Below are 21,468 nucleotides of genomic sequence, written 5' to 3'. Positions count from 1 at the left end.
TCTAATACGACGCGGCCCCGTCTGCCTCAGGCCGCGCGGACGGCGTGGCGGTGTCGCTGGAGCAGGTGCGTGCGGTAGCGGCGCAGCAGGGCCTCGTCGATGTCCGGGCACTGGATGCCACTGCCCGCGAGCGCCGCGCGCGTGTTCGTCGTGTCGGCGATGGGGGAGCGGTAGTGCAGCTCCAGCAGCGTTCGCGTGCCGTGGTAGACCTTCTCGCGCATGAACCCCACCAAGGGGAACAGCGCGTTGTCCGGTCCCAACCGCGTGAGCTCTCGCAGCCACACGTGCGGCTGCACGCGGAACAGCGGATGCCCCTTGCCCCCGAGCCTCTCGAAGATTTCGTTGTGCGAGGGCTCCTGGCTGCGTTCGGCCACCAGGTTGTAGTTGCCACCCGGTGGCTGGTTGACCACGAGGTGCGCCATGGCCGTCGCCACGTAGTCCACCGGCACGGGCAGCCAGTACTTCTGCGGGAAGTCCGGGTAGATGCCCATCTGGATGTTGCCCACCAGGAGCCGGCACAAGAGGTCATCCGCGTTGCCGATGCCCGTGCGGCTGTGGCCCTCGATGAAGCCAGGGCGGTAGATGCTCACGGGCATCCCCGCCGCGCGCGCGGCCGTGACGAGCCGCTCCGCGACCCACTTGGCGCGGGTGTAGCCGTTCTCGTAGCGCATCAGGTCCAGGGATTCGTCGAGGTCGAAGTCCTCGGGCACCACCTGCCGGTCCTTGAGGGTGCCCAGCGCGCCGTACACGCTGAGCGAGGACACGTGATGCAGCGCCTTGAGCCGGCCGTAGGCGGTGAAGGCGAGCACGTTCTGGGTGCCCGCGACGTTGGGCCGGCCCGCGTCGGCGTACGGCAGGATGTAGCTGATGTTCGCCGCCGCGTGCACCACCGCGTCGCACGCGCGCGCCAGCGTGTCATGCAGCAGCGGCTCCATGCCCAGCGACTCGCGGGTGATGTCGCCCGGCACCGCGCGGATGCGGTCCTCGCTCCAGGGCAGGGTGACGGCGTAGCGGGCCGCCGTGGCGCGCACGCGGGCCTGGGCCTCGGCGGTGTCCCGGGCACGCACCAGGCAGTAGACGCGCTCCACGCGCGAGGCCAGCGCCGCGAGCAGGTGGATGCCCAGGAACCCCGTGGCCCCGGTGAGCAGCACCGCGCGCGGTGGGCGCGCATCCTGAGTCCCCCGGGCGTTCAGCCGGAGCGACGGCACGGAGGCCGCGTCCGCCAGCAGCGTGTCGCGCACGGAGTCTGGCTGGGGGAGCGCGCCGCCATCCGTGGCGCAGAAGGGCAACAGCGCGGCGGGCGTGGGGTGGGAGTAGAGCTGTCGAGAGGGAAGCGAGACGCCGAACTCCTCCTCCACGCGCGCCAGCACGCGGGCCACGCCCAGCGAGTCCCCGCCGGCATGGAAGAAGTGGGTGGACTCGGTGAAGGTGCCCGGCGCCGCGCGGAGCGTCTGCTCGAACACGCGGCACAGCCGTTCCATGGGGGTGCTGGCGGTGCTGGGAGGGCGGGCCGCGTCGGCGCGCTTCCAGTCCCGAGGGGGCGGCAGCGCCTGGCGGTCCACCTTGCCCAGGTTGGGCATCAATGGCAGCCGCGGCAGCGACTGGAAGTGGTGCGGCACCATGTAGTCCGGCAGCACCGCGGAAACCTGCGCGCGCAGCGCGTCGCGCGAGACGGCGGCTCCTTCATGGACGGCGTAGTAGGCGACCAGCTCTCCGGAGACCTGCCCTTGGGCGTCCGTCTCCTCGAACACCTTCACCGCCGCCTGCGCGACGCCGGGGAAGGCGTACAGCGCTTGCTCGATGGCCTCCAGCTCGATGCGGAATCCGCGCAGCTTCACCTGGTGGTCCAGCCGCCCGAGGAAGACGAGCTCGCCGTCGTCTCGGTACACCACCTCGTCTCCCGTCCGGTACCAGACGTCCCCGGCCGCATCGCGCGGGAAGGCCTCGCGCGTCTTGTCCGGCTGGTTGCGGTAGCCCGCGGCGACGCCCGCGCCTCCAATCCACAGCTCACCCGTCTGTCCCGGGCGGGCCTCCTCGCCCCCGGCGTGCATGACGCGCAGGCGCACCCCCGGCAGCGGGGTCCCGATGGGGACCGGTGCCTCGTCTCCGCGCACGCGATACATCGTCGCGCACACCGTGGTCTCGGTGGGGCCATAGGCGTTGAAGACGCGGCGCCCCGAGACATGCCAGCGATCCGCCAAGGGAGGCGGGCAGCGCTCGCCGGCCATGATGACGTCGGTGAGGTCCGGCAGCGCGTCCACGAACGGCCCGAGCTGTCCCAGCACCGAGGGCGGCAAGCACACGTGGGTCACCCGATGGTGATGCAGTGCATGCGCCAGCCGGCGGCCAGGCAACAGCTCCTCGCGGCTGCCCTGCACCACGGTGCCACCCCAGAAGAGGGTGGGGAACAGCTCCCAGACCGAGGCGTCAAAGTTGATGCTCGCGAACTGGAGATGACGGGTCGCGGAGCCCAGCGCCATGATGGGGCGCGCGGCCTGGATGAGGTTGTGCACGCCCTGGAAGGTGCAGACCACGCCCTTGGGCTCACCCGTGCTGCCAGACGTGTAGATGAGATAGGCCGGCCGCTCGGGCGGCACCTCCAGGTCCGCGGAGGGCGCGCGGGCGGGCGCTTGGGAGAACTCCTCCTCCGCGTCCACCGCGAACGAGGGCAGGGCCCCGCCCAGCCAGCTCTCGAGCAGGCCCAGGGTGATGCGGTGCTCGCGCTGCGTGACAATGCCTCGCAGGCCCGCGTCTCGCACGATGCGCAGCAATCGCTCATCCGGGAGGAAGGGGTCGAGCGGCACGTAGGCCGCCCCCGCCATCCAGATGCCCAGCAGGGCGGGCACCACGTCTGGCCCGGGGACGGTCATCAACCCCACCCGGTCTCCCGCCACGACTCCGAAGTCCGTGCGCAGCCGCTCGGCGATGAGCGTCGCGCGCCGCAACAACTCCGGCTGATTCAGCACCGTGTGTCCAAAAACAACCTGCGAAGTCTCGGGAAGCCGCAGGACGAGCGGTGAGGGCATGATGGGATTTCCTATTCCAGGCGCTGGGGAGAGGCCGGGCCAATGACTGTCCAGTAGATGGCAGGCATGAATCAATCGGCGGACCGTCAGCCCATGCGACGCATGAGAGGCGTTGGAGAGACCCCTCGCCCGGAATTGGGTGTCTCACTCCACCCCTGGGCGTTTCACCACCCGCTAGTTAATCCATGGTTTTCTTGTTTTCGTTTCAGTGTGAGTATGTATTTGAAGCAACAGGTCCCTCCGACGCCGCGGCACTGCGGTCGTTCTGTGTTTTTCCGATAGGGATGTGGTGGAGCGCGCGCACGTGTTTCATCGCGCATGTGTCCGGAAGGTCGTGCGAGGGCTCGTGTGTCGCGTGCCGCGGCGCACCAGGGGGCGCCCGCATGTCTCCCCGACAGGCGGTGGAGACGGGCTTCCAGTCCGCGAGCGCGAGGTCAGCTCGCGCGCCGCGCCGTGCTGCGGGAGCGCGGACGCCGCACGCGCTCGGCACCGCAGGCGCTCGCGTGTCGCGCGAGTGCCTCGTCGAGCGCCGCGTCATCGAGCACGGCGTTCGGCTCGCGCCACAGCTTCTCCACGTGGAGCGTGTCCTCGCGCACGCGCGCTTCGATGCGCCCCACCAACTCGCCGCGATACAGCAGCGGACACACGTACCAGCCCCATTGGCGCTGCTCGGCGGGCTTGTACACCTCCCACACGTAGTCGAACCCGAACGCGAGTCGCACCAGCGTGCGGTCCCACAGCAGTGGATCCAACGGCCCCAGGATTCTCATGCGGTCATCCGGCGCGGTGGCCTCGCGCTGGCGGAAGCCACGCGGCGCGAGGAAGCGCCGCGGTGAGCCCGGGAGCACGACCTCCTCCAGCTCACCCTCGCGCACCAGCTCATCCGGCAGCGCCGAGGTGCGGATGTCGGAGAGCACGGACCAGTGCGGCCCGGCCACGCGGCACAGCAGCCCCGCGGCCTCCACGCGCTCGCGCACGGCCCAGCGCTCGAAGGTCTCGGCGGGCTTCGCCTCGGCCACTCGCGGCAGCGCGCGGCCCGGTATGTCGTAGACCTTGCCGGAGGAGCCTCGGCCACACACCACGACCTGGCAGCGCGCCCACAGCACCTCGAGCGCCATGGTGGTGGCGCGGCCCGTTCCCTTCCAACCACTCCAGTCCAGCGGATCCACGCGGCCGTGGTCGGTCAGGTCCTCGGCGCTCGCGGGGCCGCGGGCGCGCACTTCCTCCAGCACCGCGTGGAGCACGGCCTCGGGCACGCGCCGGAGCCGCTCGGCCTGTCGCCACGGGGCCAGGGCCGTGCGCTCGCGGTAGTACGGGAAGGCGCTGCCGGGTAGCAGGCAGCGCTCCTTGGCGAAGTGCTCGAAGGCGTGTCCTGGCAGCAGGTGTCGGTACACGTCACCCCGGGCGATGCCGTCCACGCGCGCGAGCGCGACCAGGTCCGCGTTGGTGCCAATGACATCGAGCGGATCCAGCTGGATGCACCGCAGCCCCTGGAGCAGCGCCCGCACGCCCCTCGCCCCAGCGGGGTAGGCGGGCCGGGCCAGACCCAGGTGCCCCACCAGGTAGCGCCGGGCCTCCTCGGGGGTGAGGGGGGAAGGCGGGGGAAGGGGGGCGGCGACGGCGCGAGGCATGAGACAGAAGTCTGTCTCACCCTCAACGGATGCGCAGCACCAGCTTTCCCGTGGCGCGCCGCGCCTCCAGGTCGCGCAGGGCCTGGGCGCCCTCCTCCAGCGGGTACACCTGTCCCACCAGGGGCTCCAGGATGCCGCGCGCGGCCAGGGACTCCAATTCGCCCGCGATGCGCGCCGTGAGGCCCGGGTCCTGGAGGAGGAACGCGCCCCAGGCCACGCCCACCACGTCGATGTTGCGCAAGAGCAGCCGGTTGGTTGTCACCTCGGGGATGCGCCCGCTGGCGAAGCCCACGACCAGCAGGCGGCCCTCGGGCGCCAGGCACTTGAGGCTCTTGTCGAAGATGTCCCCGCCCACCGGGTCCAGCACCACGTCCGCGCCCCGGCCATCCGTCAGTTCGCGCACGCGGGAGATCCAATCCCCGGTGGACAACAGCGACTCGTGCGCGCCCGCGCGCTGGGCCACCTCCGCCTTGCGCTCGTCGCTCACCACCGCCAGCACCTTGGCGCCCGCGCCTCGCGCCACCTGGACCGCGGCGGTGCCCACTCCGCCCGCGGCGCCGTGCACCACCACCACCTCGCCTGCCTTCAAGCGCCCACGCCGGTGCAGCGCGAAGTGCGCGGTGTGGTAGTTCATCACCACCCCCGCCGCCGCCTCGAAGCTCCAGCGCTCGGGGATGCGGAACGTCATCTCGGGGGCCACCGCCACCACCTCCGCGAAGCCGCCCAGCGTGAAGGTGAACGCCATCACCCGGTCCCCCGGGCGCACCGAGGCCCCCGCCGGCGCGCTGCGCACCACGCCCGCCACCTCCACCCCCGGCACGAACGGCAGCGGCGGCTGCATCTGGTACAGGCCCCGCGTCAGGAGCAGATCCGGGAAGCTCGCGCCCGCGGCCACCACATCAATGAGCACTCCGTCCCCCGCCTCGGGCTCCGGAATGTTCACCACCGCCAGCCCGTCCGGCCCCTCCAGCCGCTGCAGTTGTAGTGCGCGCATGTGTCTCCTCCAGCACTCGTGCCTAGCCCACCCCCGCCGCCGCCGGAAGCCATGCCGGACCCCCCAGACCCGCGTCCGGCCACGCTGCTTCACTTCTGACACTCCAAGGAGTCCTCTTTGAAGTTACAGACTGGAGAGGTCCTTAAAGTGTGAAATAACCAATTAAGTCAGATAGTTGGATTGCCCTATCAAATCATGATAATTAGGCAAACAGCAGAAATCTCGCATAGACTTGAAAACTGCGGCTCTCTTGTGACACTCTTCTTCCTAATCTTTCCACTTAGGAGGATTAAATGGTCGAGAAGCGAGTTCGCAGCGCGCTCGGTTTCATCGCGCTGTCCATGATGGCGGGTGCTTGCACTGACAGCACCCCTGCAGCGAACCAGGAGGCCAAGGAGCAGAAGGCCTCCGCCGCTCTCCTCGCCGGAGGCCAGACTGTGGTGGCCGCCGACAAGGACGCGGTTCCCAGCTTCATCACGGGTGACCTGGGCACGGCGCCGGCGACCGCCGAGTCCATCAAGTCCCTCCAGGCCTCCCAGCTGACCGCGACCCTGGCGAACGTCGCGCCCGTGTTCCACCTGGACACGAACGACCTGTACCTGAAGAAGGCCTATGTCGGCTTCGATGGGGACACGCACTTCCGCTACGGCGTCCGCAAGAACGGCACCGAGGTGAAGGGCGCCGAGGTGCGGCTGCACGCGCGCAACGGCAAGGTCTTCGCGGCCAACACCAACGCGCGTGGCGACCTGGCCGCGCCGGAGAAGGCCACCATCGCGGCCGAGGCCGCGGTGTCGGCGGCCACGCTGGATCGCAGCTCGCCTCGCGACGCCAAGGCGGACGACGCGAAGCTCGTCTACTGGCGTGACGGCGACCGGCTGCTCCTCGTCTATGAGGTTCGCGTCAAGGGCGAGCTCGAGGACAAGACCCCGGTCGACGACTCCGTGCTCGTCAACGCCCTCAACGGCGACGTCATCGAGCGCATCCCGCACATCCACTCGGCGCTCGTGCGCCGCGTGTATGACCTGAAGCACGGCACCAGCCTGCCCGGCACGCTGGCGCGCTCCGAGGGTCAGCCCGAGGTCGCGGACCCCGTGGTCAACAACAACTACGGCCACCTCGGCACCGTCTACAACTGCTACAACAGCCTGTTCGGCCGCGATTCGTACGACAACGCGGGCGCCGCGCTCATCAGCTCGGTCCACTACAGCACCAACTACGTCAACGCCTACTGGAATGACGTGCAGATGGTGTACGGCGACGGCGACGGCGTGAACGCGTCGAACCTGGCCAACTCGCTGGACGTGACGGCGCACGAGCTGACCCACGCCGTGACCAGCTCCGAGTCGGACCTCGTGTACGACAACGAGTCGGGCGGCCTCAACGAGTCCATGTCCGACATCTTCGGCGCGGTCTGCGAGTGGTACAGCAAGGGCAAGGTGGTTGACGCGAACACCTGGATCGTCGGCGACGACGTCTGGACCCCGTCCATCCCGGGTGACGGCCTGCGCTACATGAACAACCCCACGCAGGACGGGGACTCACTCGACTGGTTCGCCGACTACGACGACAGCGTCGACGTGCACTACAGCTCGGGTATCTCCAACCTGGCGTTCTACCTGACGTCGCAGGGTGGCACGCACCCGCGCAACAAGTCCGCGCAGGTCGTCGTGGGCCAGGGCTTCGAGAAGGCCGCGCGCATCTTCTACAAGATGAACGTGGACCTGCTGCTGCCCAACTCCACCTTCGCCAACGCGAAGACGGCCGCGGAGCAGGCGGCCACGCAGCTTGGCTACGACGCCACGGACGCCGGCAACGCCTGGAAGGCCGTGGGCGTGGGTCTGCCCGTCGAGATTCCCGAGCACGTCGTGCTGCAGAAGAACGTCCCGGTGCCGGACCTGTCCGGTGCGCGCGGCGCGAAGCAGTACTTCTCCGTCACGCTGCCCGAGGGCGCCACGGACCTGACCTTCACGCTGTCCGGTGGCACGGGTGACGCGGACCTCTACGTCCGCGCCGGGACGCCTCCGACCACGTCCTCCTACGACTGCCGCCCGTACAAGGCCGGCAACAACGAGACCTGCGCGTTCGCGGCCCCGGCGCAGGGTGAGTGGTACGTGATGCTGGTGGGCTTCACCGCCTACTCCGGCACCACGCTGACCGTGACCTGGAAGGGTGGCTACATCAACATCGGCAACGAGACGCGCATCGAGAACCTGGAAGGTCTGCCGGGCTCGTCGCAGGTGTTCGTCATCGAGATGCCCGAGTTCAAGACGGGCTCCGGCACCAACACCCTGTCCGTGGTCCTGGGCGAGGGCGAGGGCAACGCCGACCTGTACGTGCAGCGCGGCTCGGCCCCGAACCAGAGCTCGTACGACGGCCGCAGCGTCAGCGAGAGCGCCACTGAGCGCGTCGTCCTGAAGGACGCGCCCGCCGGCCGCTACTACATCCAGGTCTTCGGCGCGAAGAGCCTGAAGGACACCACCGTCAACGGTTACATCAAGACGGTCCTGGGTGCCTCGTACAAGGTGAAGTAGTCCGCTGTCACGGCGCGGCGTGAGTCGCGCCGCGGAGCCCCGGGTGTCCGCTTCCTCGCGGCGCCCGGGGCTTCGTTCGTCCGGGGTCAGGTTGCCACGCTCACCTCGGCGGGCGCCTTCACGCGCATGGGCTGCATGCGCCCGTACGTGAGCGAGCGCCACAGCCACTCGGCCGGGCCGAAGCGGAAGTGCTGGAGCCACAGGTGGCTGAACGGCACCTGCAGCGCGAAGCCGCCCAGCGCGAGCGCCACGCACAGGGCCGGCGGCGTCTTCCCGACCAACCCCAGGCCCCATCCATCGTAGAGGACGAGCCCCATCACCGTCTGCATCAGGTAGTTGGTGAGCGCCATGCGGCCCACGGGCGCCAGCACGCCGAGGATTCGGCGCCACGTCTCACGCTCGAACAACAACGCGAAGCTGGCCACGTACGCCGCCGCGAACCCCAGGAAGCCCGCTTCCATCATGAAGGGCGTGAGGGACGTCCAGCGCGCCACGTCCGGGTCGATGACGCCCAGGGAGCGCAGGCGCATCAGCGTCACGGTCGCGCCGTTGCACACCCCGCCCACCACCAGCCCCCAGCGCAAGAGCTTCAGGTGCAGGCCGCGGTGCGCCGCCACGTCCTGCATCAAGCGCAGGCGCCCCGCCAGGAGTCCGAACAGGAAGTTGGCCAGCACCACGCCCATCCACACGAGCCGCACCGGGCCCAGGAAGTTGCTCGCCGCGAAGCGCGCGTTCGCGGCCTGCGTGACGCGGAAGGAGTCGCTGGCCAGCTCCGCCAGGAAGCCGGCGCGATGCGCGGCGTCCTTCACCTGCGCGGCCCGGGACGCCTCCAGCGCGGCTTGTGCGCCCAGGGTCAGGATGGGGATGAAGCGCTGCGCGAGCGGCACCACCAGCGTCATCAACACCATCAGCACCAGGGCCCAGGTGAGCACCGTCTTGTTCGAGCGCTGGCGGAACAGCAGCAGCACGAAGCCCACCACCGCGTAGGTGGAGAGCACGTCTCCCATCCACAGGCCGAACAGGTGCACCAGGCCCATGGCCAGCAGCACCGACAGGCGCCGCGCATACAGGGGCACCAGCGAGGTGCCGCGCGACTCCGCCCGGGCGAGCTGGATGGAGAACCCGAGTCCGAAGAGGAACGAGAAGATGGTGACGAACTTCTGGTTCACGAAGAACTGGTAGAGCGAGGCAACCACGGTCTCCTGGAGCGGCGCCGCCAGCGCCAGCGCCTGCTCCCGGGACAGGAGCGCGCGGCCGCTGAACCAGCCGAAGCAGTTGGAGACGAAGACGCCGCACAGCGCGAAGCCGCGCAGGGCGTCCAGGAGCGTGAGGCGCTCGGACGTGTCTACTGGGCCGGCCTCGGTTTTCGCGCGAGGCGGGTCAGCGGGGAGAGAAGGGGAATCGGGCATGGCGGCAGCAGATGCCCGCCCATGCCGGTCGTCAACCTCCCAGGTCCACTACCTGGCAGGGGATGTGGGGCCGGGGAGGACTTCGCGCAGAATCCGGTCCACCTCGCCGCGGTGGCGCCACTGCATGGGGTAGCCGAGCGACACCTCCTCGAAGCGCACGCCGTCGCGCCACAGGGTGGCGGGCATGTGCAGGTGGCCGCTGACGACGGCCTCGGCGCGGTAGCGGGTGTGCCAGTCCTCGGTGAGGCGCGTGCCGCACCAGATGGAGAAGCGGGGGATGCGGGGCAGCCGCACGTGCTCGTAGCGCAGCGGGTAGTGGTTGATGAGGATGGTGGTGGCGTCCGGGGGCAGGCGCTCCAGCCGGGCGCGGGTCTGCTCCACGCGCGCCGCGCACCAGGCCTGCCGGCTCGGGTAGGGGTCCGGATGCAAGAGCACCTCGTCGGTGCACATCAGGTCCTCCTCCCAGGCCCACTCCAGCGCCTTGTCCGGGGGGACGTGCTCCGGGCGGAACGTGTAGTCGTAGCCCAGGAACATGGGGACGAGGATGCGGTGCGGCCCCTCGCCGGGCCAGCGCGGGTAGGGGTCCTCGGGCGTGAGCGCGCCGTGTTGGTGGCACAAGTCCACCAGCCGGAGGTAGCGGGCCTCGCCGCGCAGCGCGGGCTTCTCCGTGGGCATGCTCCACAGCTCATGGTTGCCGGGCACCCACACGAGCTTCGCGAAGCGCGGGGTGAGGGTGCGCAGCATGGTGTCCATGTCCGCGAGCGTCTCGCCCACGTCACCCGCGACGATGAGCCAGTCCTCCGGATGCGGGGCCAGTGCTTCCAGGGCCGCGCGGTTGTCGGCGTGACGCAAGTGCAGGTCGCTGATGGCGTAGAGCTTCATGGCGCGAACTCGCACCTTAACGCGCACCTCGCTCACCGGCATGGCGCCGTGGCGCACCTGTTGCGTCCCTGGGTCAGGGATGACGTGTCACGTCGAGCCGTTGGGCACATCTGCGGCCAGGGCGTCCAGCAGCGCGAGCACTTGTCGGGGCGGCGCGGCGCGATCCATCCAGGCAATGCCCCGCGACTCCCGCAGGCGCGCGGGCGGCTGCGCGGTGTGCAGGGCGCAGGCGGTGCGTGGGTCCCTGGCGCGCACGCACTCCAGCAGCGCCAGCCCGTCGCCATCCGGCAGGCCGTAGCCGCTCACCACCACCCGGGGCTCCCGCTCCTTCACGAGGGCGCACGCCTGCCGCGCGCAGTCCGCGAAGAGCTGGGGTCCGGGCAGCTCGCGCGCCAGTCGGCGCAGCGCCGCGAGCGCGCGTGGATCCGCTTCGACGAAGAGAAACCGAGGGCGATTGGGGTCGTGCGAGGCCATGCGCGAGGGTGGGTTCGGACGGCGTAACGCAAGGGGTTGGACCGCTTCAAGACTACCCCGGAAGTTCTTGGATGCCAACCTCTCAAGTCATATCGACATGGGCGAACCCGGTAGGTTAACGACCATGGAAAAGACCCTCGCAACCCGACTTGGAGGAGCAGCGCGTAGCGCTCGGAGCCGCCTGAACCTGACCCAGGCGGATGTCGCGGAGCGCATCGGAATCGCGAGCGAAGTCTACGGGCGACTGGAGCGTGGCCACATGCTCCCGAGCATCCAGACCTTCCGCCGGCTGTGCGTGGTGCTGTCCATCTCCGCGGACGAGGCGCTGGGCCTCAAGCCGTCGCAGGACGTGAAGTGGGCCGCCGAGCCCCCGTCCGACTCCGGGGAGTCCGCCGAGCTGCGCCGGCTCTTGCGCCGCGCGAAGCAGTTGGACCGAGGCTCCATCCGCATCCTCAGCGTGCTCGCCTCGCAGTTCAAACCGAAGGGCTGAGCACACCCCTCACGTTCTGCGCGCGGGCTCCAGCAGGGCGAGCCGCTCGCGCAGCTTCCTCGCCGAGGGGAAGCCGTTGAACAGCAGCACCTGGGGGTGGGCCTCGAGCGTCTCCTTCCGCCCCTCATCGCGCGCCAACGCGCGATCCACGCCGAGCAGGAGCCCCGCGTCCGGACGCGAGCGCAGCTCCGCCAGCCGTCGGTCGAGCGGAGCCGCGTGCCACGCATGGAACAGCTCCAGCGCGACCTCGCGACCGCTCACGCGGTGTCGGAGCGTGAGGTCCGGCACGCAGAGTCCCGCGGCGCCCATGTGCCGCGGCAGCGGCGTGAGGTCCAGCTCCCAGTCCGCGTCCTCGAAGCCCGACGCCAGCGACGCCACCTCGGGCGGCACGTGGCCCAGCGCGGCGGGCAGCGGCGAGCGCAGCGGATCCTTGTTGCTCAGCGCGAGCGTGGCGCGCCGTCGCCCGTCATCCACCACGGCGCTCAGCTCCCAGTGCGCCAGCACGGGCACCACGGACAGGAAGCTCGCGAGCTGCAGGCCGTACTTCTTCTGGAGCGCCAGCATGGCGCCGGGGCCCTCGACCTCCAGGGTCCAGTCGTCGCCCACGCGCCGCACCTCGGCCACCAGCCGGCAGAACTTCAGCCAGCGCAGGAGCTTGCGCACCCGCAGCAGCTCCGGCGCGAACGCGCGCAAGGTGAGGCGGCGCGCGCCCATCAGCGGGCCCTGCGCGAGCGCGAGGTTGTAGCGGTCCACCAGGTCCTGCGCGGACAGCCGCTCGCCATCCCAGCCCAGGAGCGCGCGGCTGCCGGGGAGGTCCACGTAGAGCGCCTCGCGCACGGCGCCGAGCGGCGTGCCCAGCGCGGACTCCAGTCGGGCGTCGTAGGTCTCCAGCGTCGCGTCGGGTGGCAGCGCGCGCAGCACCTGGACCGCGGTGCGCAGGTGGCTCCAGCGCGTCTCGGCGACACCGGCCTCGGCTTCGTCGAAGACGACGCGGTCGAGCAGCAGCTTCACCAGGCCCCGCGCCACCTTGGGGCGCGCGAAGGCGCCGGCCTTCAGCGCCAGGGCCTCCTCGACCTCGTCGCGAGGATGGCCCTTCGCGGCCTCGATGTCCGCGAGCAGCTCCGTGGCCAGCGCGAGCAGCGCCGCGTCGTCGCGCTTCACGAAGGTGGGGCGCAGCACGCCGTCCCGCACGCGGGAGTTCAAGAGCTCGCGCGTCAGCACTCGCCGCCCTCCTGGTAGGCGCTGTGCTGGCGGCGGCGCTCGCTGATGCCGCTCTCCGCCGTCTGCGCGGTGCACACTTCGTACAAGAGGGCGCGCTTCCCGGGCTGCTTGCGCAAGATGCGCCCCAGGCGCTGCACGTGTTCTCGCACGCTGCCGCTGCCGCTGAGCACCACGCCCACGCGCGCCTCGGGCACGTCCACGCCCTCGTTGAGCACGCGGGAGGTGAGCAGCACGGGCAGCTCGCCCTGGGCGAAGGCGGCCAGGAGCGCCTTGCGCTCGGGGATGGGGGTCTGGTGCGTGAGCGCGGGCAACAGCAGCCGGTGCGCCAGCGTGTAGACCGTCTCGTTGTCGTCGGTGAAGACGAGCACGCGGTCCTCGCGGTGCTCCACCAGGATGCGCCACAGCGCGTGCAGCTTGCCGCTGGAGGTGAGCGCGATGCGGCGCTGCTCGCGGTAGCCCTGGTAGGCCGCGCGCCCTTCGTCGCTGCGTTGGCTCTGCGCGAGGAAGCGCGCCCAGCCATCCGGTGAGGCCAAGGGCACGCTCAGCTTCCGCACGAACGCCAGGTAGCGCGCGCGGGCCTCGTCGTGGCGCGCCTTCTCCTCCGGCGTCAGCTCCACCTCGATGCGCCGCACCTCGTAGGGCGCCAGGTACTCGCCCTGCAGCTCGTGGATGCCGGTGTGGTGCACCAAGGGCCCGAGCAGCTCCTCGCAGACGCGCTCGCCGCCGTCGGCGCGGGCCAGCGTGGCGGTGAGGCCCAGGCGGAACGGCGCCAGGGCGGCCTCGGCGATGAAGCGGTAGCGGGGCGCGGGCAGGTGGTGGCACTCATCGCAGACGAGCAGGCCGTAGCGATTGCCGGTGAACTCCATCTGGAGCGCCGCCGAGTCGTACGTCGTCACCGTCAAGGCCTGTCGGTCCGTCACGCCTCCGCCAACCATGCCCACGGGCACCGCGAAGTGCCGCGCCAGCACGCTCTGCCACTGCGCCATCAGGTCCAGCGTGGGCACGACCACCAAGGTGGGCCGCTTCGCCCAGGCGATGGCCAGGACCGCGAGCAGCGTCTTGCCCGCGCCCGTGGGCAGCTCCACCAGGCCCCGGCCGCCCGCCTTCGTCCAGGCGTCGAGCGCCGCGCGCTGATGGGGGAAGGGGGTGATGGGCGTGGCCAGGGACAGCGCCAGCGGCTCGAAGCGGCGCGCCTTGTCTTCGTAGGGCAGGCCTCGCTCGCGCAGCCGCAGCACCACCTCGCGGTAGTGCCAGGCGGGGGCGCGCTGGACCCCCGTGCGCGGGTCGCTCTGGAAGAGGGTCCGCAGGCGCGAGTCCTCCGGCAGCGTCGGGGCCACCAGGGTGCCGCAGTCGAAGTGGAGCTCGGTGGGCGGGGGCCCGGCGGAGGCGGGAGTCATGGGGACAGGGGGGAAGTATCCGGTTGTCTCCCGGGCCGCCACCGTTCCCGGGGACGCGGGCCGTCTTGCGGCGGCGGTGCGGTTCGCGATAGCAGCCGGGCATGCGTTGGATACCGCTTGTCCCCCTGCTCTGCGGCCTCGCCGTGGTGACGCAGGGCGGTCTCAATCGTCGGTTCGCGGGCCAGTGGGGCCTGTGGAGCGCGGCCCTGCTCAACATGACGGTCGCGCTCGTGGCCACTTTCTCGGTGTACGCGCTGCTGCGCTGGGCTCCGGGAGTGCTGCCAGGGGGCGGCTCGGTGCTCACGCGCTTCGGGAGTCTCACCCCGTGGCACGTGTTGCCGGGGCTGTGCGGCGTCGTCATCGTCGCGGGCATGCCGCTGGCCATCAGCCGCCTGGGCGCGGTGCAGTCCGTGCTGCTGCTCATCGCCGCGCAGCTCGTGGCCGGGCTCGTCTGGGATGCGCTCGTGGAGAACCGTCCCGCTACCGCCGCGCGCATCGTCGGCTCGGTGGTGGCCTTCGCTGGGGCCGCCATCGCGGTCTGGAAGGGCTGACGTGAACCTGCTCATCGTCAGTGGCCACACGGCCTCGCGCGAGCTGTTGGGCCGCATCCTCGCGGACACCCACCTGACCGTCCGCGCGACGGGTGACGTGGATGAGGCGCTCACGGCCATCACGGCCCAGCGCCCCGCGCTCGTCGTGGTGGATTTGCGTCGTCCGGATGAGGACCCCTCGCTGTTCATCGGGCTGCTGCGCAAGCGGCATCCGACGTTGCCTGTCATCGCGCTGATTCCCGGACGCCTGCGTGTCTTCGACGGCCGGGAGGAGCGTGTCGTCGACGCGCCCGGCGACTCCGCCGAGGCCCTGCACCAGATGCTCGTGGCGCTCAAGCGCGCGGTCAGCGACGTGTGCGCCCACGCGCTCCTCGGGGCGTTGAAGCCGCCCGTGGGGAAGGCCTGAAGGACCTCACAGGCGCACGCGGTAGCCCAGGCTGGCCGCGAGGAAGCCGCCGACGTTCACCTCGCCGGTGGTGAGGAAGCGCAGCGGTGCGAGGTGGTACTGGGTCTCCACGAAGAGGCCGCCCGGGCCCACGCGCATCTCCGCGCCGCCGAGGACCTGGAAGCCCCAGCGTCCGCCGCTCTCGGAGGCCGTCTCGCCGAGGACCTCCACCGTGGCGCGGTGCAGGTACAGCCCGGGGCCCGCGCCCGCATACGGCGTGATGGGGCCCCACGCGTCATCGAAGCGGAAGATGGCGGACACGAGCAATCCCACTTCGCGCTCGGCCAGCGTGTAGCGGCGGTCGCTCGACTCGGAGAGCCGCGCGTCGTCCAGCGTGCCGGTGTGCTGGGGCCGGTGGTAGTTGACCTCCGCGACCAGCGCGAGCCGGCGCTGAAGCACGGGCAGGAGGTAGCCCACCTCCAGGCCCATGAAGAGATCTCCCGACAGCCGCGTGGTGGACTTGAAGAAGCCCACCTTGGGCGCGAGGAAGACGAAGCTCGACGCGCCCTCTTCAGGAGCGCGTTTCGGAGTCCGTGGAGAGGCCGCGAGCGCCGCGACGAGCAACCAGCCCAGCGCACTCATGGGGCCGCCCCGGACTCGGGCGGCAGGGCGCTGCTGTCGAGCGGCCCCACGCGCGCATAGGCGACGTCGACGGCTCGGGCCAGGGTGACGCTGCATCCCTCCGCGCGGGTGACGACGAGATCATGAACGCCCTCCGGGGCGCCCGGAGGAACCTGCGCGTCGAGGAGCGTGGCCGAGGGGGCTCCCGAGACGGCGAGGGGTACGTCGGGCGCGCCTGGGCGGCGAAGGACCACGGTGGGTGGGGCGCCAGGCTGGAAGTCCGTGCCCTCGATGACGAGCGGTCCGCCCGCGGCGCGCGTGAAGCCTTGGGGCGCGGTCACGCGAGTCACCGTGGGAGGCAGCACCACGCGCAGCGCTCCGTCGAGAGAGGCGGCGCCGCCCAGTGGGTTCGTCACGTCCACTGCGTAGAGTCCGGGGGGCAGCTCCTGCGCGGGGGACGAGTCTCGGGTGGGAATGTCCACGCGCAAGAGCTCGGGGCTGTCGAGGTGGATCCGCGTGTCGTCCAGCGTGACGACGAGGGGCCCGCGCAGGGTGACCTCGGGCAGCTCGACGGTGGGCGTGTCGGTGAGCGCGTCGCGAGGCACGGGCATGAAGCGCGTCCCGATCAACTCCAGGGGCCAGCCCTGCGGTCCGCCTTGGGCGTTGCAGACTCGCGCGGGCGTCTCGGCGCGTTGCAAGGGATTGGTGACGCCCCGCAGCGTGGGCTGGGGACCTTCCATGGACCGCGAGCATGCGGCCAGGAGCAGCACGGCGACGGTCGCGAGCAGGCGCACGGTTCTCTCCATCCTCCCCTCAACGGACGCGCCAGACGTTAGGTCGGTCACTTGGAGGGGCAGGACTTTTTTCCGGACGCTCAGGAAGTGGGGCACAGGACGCGCCGCAGGACACTGCAACCACTTGGAAAGAGGTGTCCTTCTCATCCACGGAGAACGGCATGGCGGCTGCTAGGAGCGAGGATAGGCGGGACGGCCATCAGGAGCGAGGGCAGGCAGCGCAGCTTCAAACCGCGAAGGACAGGCGAGCAGCGCGGGTGGCGGCGCGCATGAGCCGCCTCGCGGAGCGCCGCAAAGGTGAGCGGGCTGGATGGCGGCGGGGATGAGCCGCGCCGCTGCGCGCCGAGAGGCCGTACAAGGGGCGTTGCGGACAGTGGCGGGGCGGGAGCAGTGAGGTCGGGTGGGGCAGGGCGGCGCAGGGGCGGAGGGGGAGGGGCTCGCTGGTCAGGGGATGGGCGGTCGCGATGCGGTAGCGCGGGCGGGGAACGGCGCCGGGCTCGGATGGCGGTGGTCCTGGGCATCCGGTTCGTCCTCGAGGATGGGGGAGGGGGCGCGTCGCGCTTTGCGTGACGCCAGGGACGGGGGATGGGCTCATGGGGCCGGTGTCCGTGCTCGCCACGGTGGTGATGGTCCTCGCGGGACAAGGAGTGCAGGCGCAGAATCGAGAGCCCGGGCGCTCTCCGCAGGACCCGGAGCGGTTGTCGCCATTCGGATTGATGTTGGACGCGGGCATGCCGGGAGGCGCTGGTTTCTCGGTGGCGTTCCGCCCCTCGCCACATCTGCAGCTTCATCTCGGGGCCGCGCACAACGGCCTGCGAGGCGCGGCCCGCGCGGGCCTCACGCTGCTCCCATTGCGAGGCAACGTGTCACCCTCGCTGACGCTGGAGGCCGGGCACGCACAGCCCGCCGATGCGCAAGCGTTGTCGCGGCGATTGGAGGACCGAACCCAGCCGCCCTCATCGTCCATGGAGGGCGTGGGCTACACGTACGCCAGCGCGCTCGTGGGCTTCGAACTGCACGCCTCTCGCCGGCTCACGTTCTTCGTGCGAGGCGGCGTCAGTTGCGTGCAACTGCAAGCCCGAGGACTCGCGGGACTCGACGAACCCTTCCGCCACGCGGTGTCTCCCGCCGAGGAGAAGCCCTGGGGCCTCTTCGAGCTGCGGCCCTCGGCCAAGCTGGGCTTCGCGCTCTTCTTCTTCTGAGCGCGACTATGCGGAGGCCGCGAGTCCGAGCTGGGACTCGAAGAACGCGAACGCCTGGGACTCCGCCCAGAAGCGAGGGCGCCACGGGCTGCCACCGACGAAGCCCACGTGGCCTCCCGTCGGCGTCAGCGCCACGCTCAAGTGCGGGTTGTCCCGCGCCTGAAGCGGAATCACGGGGGCCTCGAGCATGGGGTCATCCGCGGCGCTGAGCAGCAGCGTGGGCCGGCGGATGGCGTTCAGCCGAGGGCCCGACGAGGCCTCGGCGTAATAGTGGGCCGCGTCGCGGAAGCCGTGCAGCACCGAGGTCACGGCGTCATCGAACGCGCGGATGGTGCGCGCGGCCTCCATGGCGCGGCCGTCGAAGGCGCCCGGGAAGCGCCGCAGCTTGTCGCGGGCCTTGTCCTTCAGCGTGTTGAGGAACCGCTGGCGATAGAGCAGGTGGAAGGCCCCACCGCCATCGAGCTTGCGGCAGCACGCGTCCAGGTCGTACGGCGCGCTGATGGCCGTGGCCGCGTCCACCGGAGCGTCATTCCCCGTCTCCTCGAGCAGGCGGCACAGCACGTTGGCGCCCAGCGAGAAGGCCACCGCGAGCAGCGGCCCCGTGGCCCGTGTGCGCGCGTCTTGGAGGATGGTCAGCGCATCCCCAATCTCACCGGAGTGGTACGAGCGCGCCAGCCGGTTGGGCTCGCCGCTGCACGAGCGGAAGTTGAGCGCGGTGGCGCCCCAGCCGCGCTTCGCGGCGCCGCGCAGCACCTCGGTGACGTAGCCGGCGCGGGACGACCCCTCCAGCCCGTGCAGCACCACCACGTGGGGCGCGCCGCGAGCCCCATCGAAGGTGTCCAGGTCCACGAAGTCCCCGTCGGGCAACTCACGTCGCTCGCGCCGCAGGGGCGGCACGTGGGTGGGGCGCACGAGGGACGCGTAGATGGTCTGTGCGTGCGTGTTGCTCAATCCGGACGCGGGGACGAAGGGCTCGGTCGGCTCGAAGCTCACCTCGCGTCAGATAGCGCCCGCGCCCGCGGGGCACAAGCGAGCAGGGCGCCCGCGTTCACTCAGGCGTCGCCTGGGCGAAGCTTCCGCGCCGCGCGCATGGAGCCACAGCCGCCTTGGCTCACGGCCTCAGCCTCCGCCGCGAGCCCGAACAGGTCCAGGTACTTGCGCACGCGCTCCTCCAGCGTGGGGGCCTCGATGCGCCGGCACACCTCGTCCGCTTCGTAGCTGCGGCACACCTGGGGGCGCCGCTCATAGACGGAGCAGAGGTTGTCCTCCGTCAGGTGCGGGCAGCGCAGCCCCAGCGGCTTGTCCAACGCGGCGATGTCCGGCGCCACGCAGCAGGCGCCACAGCGGGTGCATTCCATGAATCCCTCAGCGAGGCACCGCGCTCAGCGCCTTGCCCATGTTCGTCACCGTGACACGCGCCCCAGGGGCCTTGCGCCACTGGAGGTACTCCGTCTCGGTCTTCGGCGTGAGCTCGTACTCCTTCTTGCCTTGCGCATAGCGCAGCGTGATGCCGTACGTGCCCTCGCGGCGCAGCCGCTCCAGCGGGCCTTGCGCCACGGCGGGCCAGCGCGGCTCCTCGGTCGAGCCCGTCGCCTCGGTGCGCTCCACCTGCTGCCACTCATGCGTGTCATAGGTGCACGAGATGTCCATGACAGGCTCGGTGCGGTAGCGCGTCTCGTCGCGGCAGTCCTGGTAGCTCTCGCTGCAATACTTCGTCACGTCGTGGCAGACCTCTTCGGAGAAGCCATTGCCCTTGCTCCGGCGGGAGCACTTCTCCTCCGTGCCACACGCGACCCGGCGCGTCCTGGATGAGCACACGCGCTCGGTGCCGTCGGCGACCCGGCGGGTCGAGCGCTGCTTGCGCGTGCAGGCGCGGATGTCCGCGACGCCCGGCACTTCGCCCGCGCCATTGACGGGCATCACCGCGGCCGTGAGGCGCAGGTTGCCCTGCCAGTCCTCTTGCGTGATGGGCGTGAAGCGCTCGCGGATGATGACCTGCCGCCAGGTGCTCCGAGCCACCTCGGCGTCTTCCTCGTGCGTCGCGCGCGCCCACTGCGAGAACAGGCACGAGCCGAAGCAGCACGAGAACAGGGCCCCGACGAGGAGGAACATCGTCTTGCGGCTGAAGCGCCGAGGCGCCGGGGCTTTCTCGGACGGCTTCTCATCCTCGTCCTCGTCGGGGTCGGCGTGGGCCTCCTTGGCGTCCGAGTCGCGCTCGGCGCCGCAGTGCGTGCACTGCTTGCCGTCCCCGCGGTTGGAGGCCTCGCAGAAGGAGCAGAACCAGTCTGCTCCCGCGCCCGCCAGGTCCAGGGCCTTCTCGTCCGTGACGCCCTCGCGCAGGAACTTCCCGGAGGCGTGGTCCACCTCGCCGAAGTCGAACTCGGACTCCTTGCCCGTCAGCTCGCGAGGGTTCTTGCAAGAGGGGCAGCGCTTGTGACGCGCGAGAATCTTCTTCGCATCGCAGGACGTGCAGTTCCAGGTGCCCTCGATGATGCGGGTCCGCTTGGCCATGCGCGCATCCTATCCGCCGTTACACCCAGAGGGCGCGCGAGAAGGGAACGGGTTCCACGACGGGAAGCCGAGCGTGCAAGGGCCGCGTCATGGGCAGCGCGCCATCCCGGGCCGCGCGGGTGAGACCCACCCGGCCCGCCACGGCGGCGAGCACCTCGGCGGTGCCCGGCTCCTCCCACACCACCACGCGCGGCAGTCGAGCCCCCTGCGCCACGCGGCGAGCCTCTGTGAGCAGCGCCTCGGCGTCGGCGGGCGAGCGCGCGTCGAGCATCAACAGTACCAACTCGCCATAGCGGGCCATCATGCACCACAGCGCCGTGGAGTCGCCCACCACCGCGCCACACGCCTGGGGGCGAGGCCGCTCGAGCAGCTCCGCGTAGATGCGCTCGCGCTCCAGATGCCAGTCGAGCTGCGCGGCGCTGGGCCAGAGCACGAGGGGCGCATCCGGGACGCGCAGCCGCGCCAGCGCCGAGGCCACGTCGTGCTCGCCGAGCCGCTCCGCGCGTCCAGGCGGCGCGCCCTCCGACGGCGCCGTCCAATCCCAGGCGGCCGATTCCACGTAACCGGAGCGGCGGTAGAGCGGGGCGCCCACGTCGGAGAAGAGGACCGCGGCGTGCGCGCGCGGAGACAGGCGCCCGAGCTCCTGGGCCACCGCGTCCATCATCCGCGTGGCGTGGCCATGGCCGCGCAGGTGGGGCTCTGTATAGACACTCGCGATGGAGAAGCTCTCACCGGCCTCGCGGGTGCCGTCCGGGGCGCGCAGATGGCTGTGATTGGAGAAGGACTCGCACGAGCTGAGCACGGCGCCGTCGTCCCCCACCCACAGCCAGGTCTTCATGCCCGCGCGGCACCACGGATGGGAGCGCAGCCGCAGCTCGCGCCCCTGGAACTGCGCCACGGTGAGCGGTGAGCCCCAGGCGGCGTGGGTGACGGCGTCGCGCTGTGCCTTCTGCGCAGCGGTGGCGAGGACCAGGTGCATGGGGCCCAGGGTACCCGTGGACTTGCCGGGGCGCAGCAGCTCGCGCGGTCCGCAAAAGGAGGGGGCCGATGCTGGCGGCATTGCGCTAAGAAAGACCCCTCGGGCGAGGGGGCTTGCGCTCGCCAGCCCTCCCACCACTCACTGCCTTCACGGAGTCGTCATGCTTTCCGCCGCACTGCTGCTCGCCACGTCGTTACAGGCTCAAACCCCCGCTCCCGCGCCGAAGGAGCCCGCGCGCGAGGACAAGCCCACGCGCGCCGTCGTGGCGCAGGCCACCGCCCCCGCGACGGCCCCGAGCGCGGATGCCTCGGCCGCCGAGCGCGCCGCGGTCGCCGCCGAGCGCGCCGCCGCCGCCGCCGAGCGTTCCGCC

19 protein-coding genes and 1 pseudogene are annotated in these 21,468 nt (G+C 70.9%); 6 read left to right on the top strand and 14 right to left on the bottom strand.

The window, feature by feature from the left end; translation table 11 throughout:
• Window positions 1-26: 26 nt before the first annotated feature.
• The 3 genes from KRR26_RS06580 to KRR26_RS06570 all read right to left on the bottom strand — a co-directional run bounded on the left by KRR26_RS06580 (window position 27) and on the right by KRR26_RS06570 (window position 5,651).
• Entirely contained in the window at window positions 27-3,026 is a 3,000-nt protein-coding gene (locus KRR26_RS06580) for a non-ribosomal peptide synthetase (protein WP_217079385.1), read from the bottom strand.
• 434 nt (window positions 3,027-3,460) lie between these two features.
• A complete protein-coding gene (locus KRR26_RS06575; protein WP_217079384.1) occupies window positions 3,461-4,657 on the bottom strand; it encodes a DNA glycosylase AlkZ-like family protein in 1,197 nt (398 codons plus the stop codon).
• A 22-nt stretch (window positions 4,658-4,679) separates the two neighbouring features.
• On the bottom strand, window positions 4,680-5,651 hold the full coding sequence (locus KRR26_RS06570) for an NADPH:quinone oxidoreductase family protein (protein ID WP_120203255.1): 972 nt from the start codon (window positions 5,649-5,651) through the stop codon (window positions 4,680-4,682).
• Between the two features lie 293 nt (window positions 5,652-5,944).
• Here KRR26_RS06570 and KRR26_RS06565 point away from each other — a divergent pair, with 293 nt between their 5' ends.
• Window positions 5,945-8,182, top strand: a complete 2,238-nt coding sequence (locus KRR26_RS06565; RefSeq protein WP_120203253.1) for a M4 family metallopeptidase — start codon at window positions 5,945-5,947, stop codon at window positions 8,180-8,182.
• 86 nt (window positions 8,183-8,268) lie between these two features.
• On the opposite strand, the gene KRR26_RS06560 is transcribed toward KRR26_RS06565, so the two are convergent.
• The 3 genes from KRR26_RS06560 to KRR26_RS06550 form a co-directional block, all read right to left on the bottom strand.
• Window positions 8,269-9,591: a DUF418 domain-containing protein gene (locus KRR26_RS06560; protein WP_120203252.1), complete on the bottom strand. Its 1,323-nt coding sequence runs from the start codon at window positions 9,589-9,591 to the stop codon at window positions 8,269-8,271.
• A 48-nt stretch (window positions 9,592-9,639) separates the two neighbouring features.
• Entirely contained in the window at window positions 9,640-10,473 is an 834-nt protein-coding gene (locus KRR26_RS06555; RefSeq protein ID WP_217079383.1) for a metallophosphoesterase family protein, read from the bottom strand.
• Window positions 10,474-10,560: 87 nt separating this feature from the next.
• The gene (locus KRR26_RS06550) at window positions 10,561-10,947 is read right to left on the bottom strand and encodes a response regulator (protein ID WP_236068369.1); all 387 of its coding nucleotides are present in this window, start codon (window positions 10,945-10,947) and stop codon (window positions 10,561-10,563) included.
• Between the two features lie 124 nt (window positions 10,948-11,071).
• Between KRR26_RS06550 and KRR26_RS06545 the strand changes: the two genes are divergently transcribed.
• Window positions 11,072-11,437, top strand: coding sequence for a helix-turn-helix transcriptional regulator (locus KRR26_RS06545; RefSeq protein WP_120203247.1), 366 nt, complete (start codon window positions 11,072-11,074; stop codon window positions 11,435-11,437).
• A gap of 9 nt (window positions 11,438-11,446) precedes the next feature.
• Here the strand turns inward: KRR26_RS06545 and KRR26_RS06540 are convergent, their stop codons facing one another.
• Together KRR26_RS06540 and KRR26_RS06535 are read right to left on the bottom strand one after the other, a co-directional pair.
• Window positions 11,447-12,658 carry a DUF790 family protein gene (locus KRR26_RS06540; protein WP_217079381.1) on the bottom strand — a complete coding sequence of 404 codons (1,212 nt, stop codon included), beginning with the start codon at window positions 12,656-12,658 and terminating at the stop codon, window positions 11,447-11,449.
• Entirely contained in the window at window positions 12,652-14,055 is a 1,404-nt protein-coding gene (locus KRR26_RS06535; protein ID WP_217079380.1) for a DEAD/DEAH box helicase, read from the bottom strand. The genes KRR26_RS06540 and KRR26_RS06535 overlap by 7 nt, the downstream gene beginning before the upstream one ends.
• 101 nt (window positions 14,056-14,156) lie before the next feature.
• On the opposite strand from KRR26_RS06535, the gene KRR26_RS06530 reads away from it, so the two are divergent.
• A complete protein-coding gene (locus KRR26_RS06530) occupies window positions 14,157-14,606 on the top strand; it encodes a DMT family transporter (protein WP_120203241.1) in 450 nt (149 codons plus the stop codon).
• Window position 14,607: 1 nt separating this feature from the next.
• Entirely contained in the window at window positions 14,608-15,012 is a 405-nt protein-coding gene (locus KRR26_RS06525) for a response regulator (protein ID WP_233576686.1), read from the top strand.
• Window positions 15,013-15,018: 6 nt separating this feature from the next.
• Here KRR26_RS06525 and KRR26_RS06520 read toward each other — a convergent pair whose 3' ends face one another.
• Both KRR26_RS06520 and KRR26_RS06515 read right to left on the bottom strand, forming a co-directional pair.
• Window positions 15,019-15,633, bottom strand: coding sequence for an outer membrane protein (locus tag KRR26_RS06520; protein ID WP_120203238.1), 615 nt, complete (start codon window positions 15,631-15,633; stop codon window positions 15,019-15,021).
• Window positions 15,630-16,418, bottom strand: coding sequence for a hypothetical protein (locus KRR26_RS06515; protein WP_217079379.1), 789 nt, complete (start codon window positions 16,416-16,418; stop codon window positions 15,630-15,632). The genes KRR26_RS06520 and KRR26_RS06515 overlap by 4 nt, the downstream gene beginning before the upstream one ends.
• Window positions 16,419-16,999: 581 nt before the next feature.
• Here KRR26_RS06515 and KRR26_RS06510 point away from each other — a divergent pair.
• Complete coding sequence (locus KRR26_RS06510; protein WP_120203235.1) at window positions 17,000-17,608, top strand: hypothetical protein; 609 nt, start codon at window positions 17,000-17,002, stop codon at window positions 17,606-17,608.
• Window positions 17,609-17,614: 6 nt separating this feature from the next.
• Here KRR26_RS06510 and KRR26_RS06505 read toward each other — a convergent pair whose 3' ends face one another.
• Genes KRR26_RS06505 through KRR26_RS06490 form a run of 4 tightly spaced genes read right to left on the bottom strand, consistent with a single transcriptional unit; the run spans window position 17,615 to window position 21,098 of the window.
• Window positions 17,615-18,601 (bottom strand): hydrolase, encoded by a 987-nt coding sequence (locus KRR26_RS06505; RefSeq protein WP_217079378.1) that lies wholly within the window; start codon window positions 18,599-18,601, stop codon window positions 17,615-17,617.
• A gap of 59 nt (window positions 18,602-18,660) precedes the next feature.
• The gene (locus KRR26_RS06500) at window positions 18,661-18,966 is read right to left on the bottom strand and encodes a YkgJ family cysteine cluster protein (protein WP_120203231.1); all 306 of its coding nucleotides are present in this window, start codon (window positions 18,964-18,966) and stop codon (window positions 18,661-18,663) included.
• Between the two features lie 7 nt (window positions 18,967-18,973).
• The gene (locus KRR26_RS06495; protein WP_120203229.1) at window positions 18,974-20,119 is read right to left on the bottom strand and encodes a hypothetical protein; all 1,146 of its coding nucleotides are present in this window, start codon (window positions 20,117-20,119) and stop codon (window positions 18,974-18,976) included.
• Window positions 20,120-20,138: 19 nt separating this feature from the next.
• Entirely contained in the window at window positions 20,139-21,098 is a 960-nt protein-coding gene (locus KRR26_RS06490) for a GNAT family N-acetyltransferase (RefSeq protein ID WP_120203227.1), read from the bottom strand.
• Window positions 21,099-21,258: 160 nt separating this feature from the next.
• Between KRR26_RS06490 and KRR26_RS06485 the strand changes: the two are divergent.
• Window positions 21,259-21,468, top strand: a pseudogene (locus KRR26_RS06485) (DUF481 domain-containing protein); the annotation flags it as partial.

Source organism: Citreicoccus inhibens (assembly GCF_019039035.1).
GTDB lineage: Bacteria > Myxococcota > Myxococcia > Myxococcales > Myxococcaceae > Citreicoccus > Citreicoccus inhibens.
Note: the sequence above shows the minus strand (reverse complement) of the source record. Positions and strands in the feature narration are given on the sequence as shown.

Coding starts and splice junctions, on each gene's coding strand:
- KRR26_RS06580 (WP_217079385.1), bottom strand. CDS start 3,026: ATGCCCTCACCGCTCGTCCTGCGGCTTCCCGAGACTTCGCAGGTTGTT.
- KRR26_RS06575 (WP_217079384.1), bottom strand. CDS start 4,657: ATGCCTCGCGCCGTCGCCGCCCCCCTTCCCCCGCCTTCCCCCCTCACC.
- KRR26_RS06570 (WP_120203255.1), bottom strand. CDS start 5,651: ATGCGCGCACTACAACTGCAGCGGCTGGAGGGGCCGGACGGGCTGGCG.
- KRR26_RS06565 (WP_120203253.1), top strand. CDS start 5,945: ATGGTCGAGAAGCGAGTTCGCAGCGCGCTCGGTTTCATCGCGCTGTCC.
- KRR26_RS06560 (WP_120203252.1), bottom strand. CDS start 9,591: ATGCCCGATTCCCCTTCTCTCCCCGCTGACCCGCCTCGCGCGAAAACC.
- KRR26_RS06555 (WP_217079383.1), bottom strand. CDS start 10,473: ATGAAGCTCTACGCCATCAGCGACCTGCACTTGCGTCACGCCGACAAC.
- KRR26_RS06550 (WP_236068369.1), bottom strand. CDS start 10,947: ATGGCCTCGCACGACCCCAATCGCCCTCGGTTTCTCTTCGTCGAAGCG.
- KRR26_RS06545 (WP_120203247.1), top strand. CDS start 11,072: ATGGAAAAGACCCTCGCAACCCGACTTGGAGGAGCAGCGCGTAGCGCT.
- KRR26_RS06535 (WP_217079380.1), bottom strand. CDS start 14,055: ATGACTCCCGCCTCCGCCGGGCCCCCGCCCACCGAGCTCCACTTCGAC.
- KRR26_RS06530 (WP_120203241.1), top strand. CDS start 14,157: ATGCGTTGGATACCGCTTGTCCCCCTGCTCTGCGGCCTCGCCGTGGTG.
- KRR26_RS06520 (WP_120203238.1), bottom strand. CDS start 15,633: ATGAGTGCGCTGGGCTGGTTGCTCGTCGCGGCGCTCGCGGCCTCTCCA.
- KRR26_RS06515 (WP_217079379.1), bottom strand. CDS start 16,418: ATGGAGAGAACCGTGCGCCTGCTCGCGACCGTCGCCGTGCTGCTCCTG.
- KRR26_RS06510 (WP_120203235.1), top strand. CDS start 17,000: ATGGGGCCGGTGTCCGTGCTCGCCACGGTGGTGATGGTCCTCGCGGGA.
- KRR26_RS06500 (WP_120203231.1), bottom strand. CDS start 18,966: ATGGAATGCACCCGCTGTGGCGCCTGCTGCGTGGCGCCGGACATCGCC.
- KRR26_RS06495 (WP_120203229.1), bottom strand. CDS start 20,119: ATGGCCAAGCGGACCCGCATCATCGAGGGCACCTGGAACTGCACGTCC.
- KRR26_RS06490 (WP_120203227.1), bottom strand. CDS start 21,098: ATGCACCTGGTCCTCGCCACCGCTGCGCAGAAGGCACAGCGCGACGCC.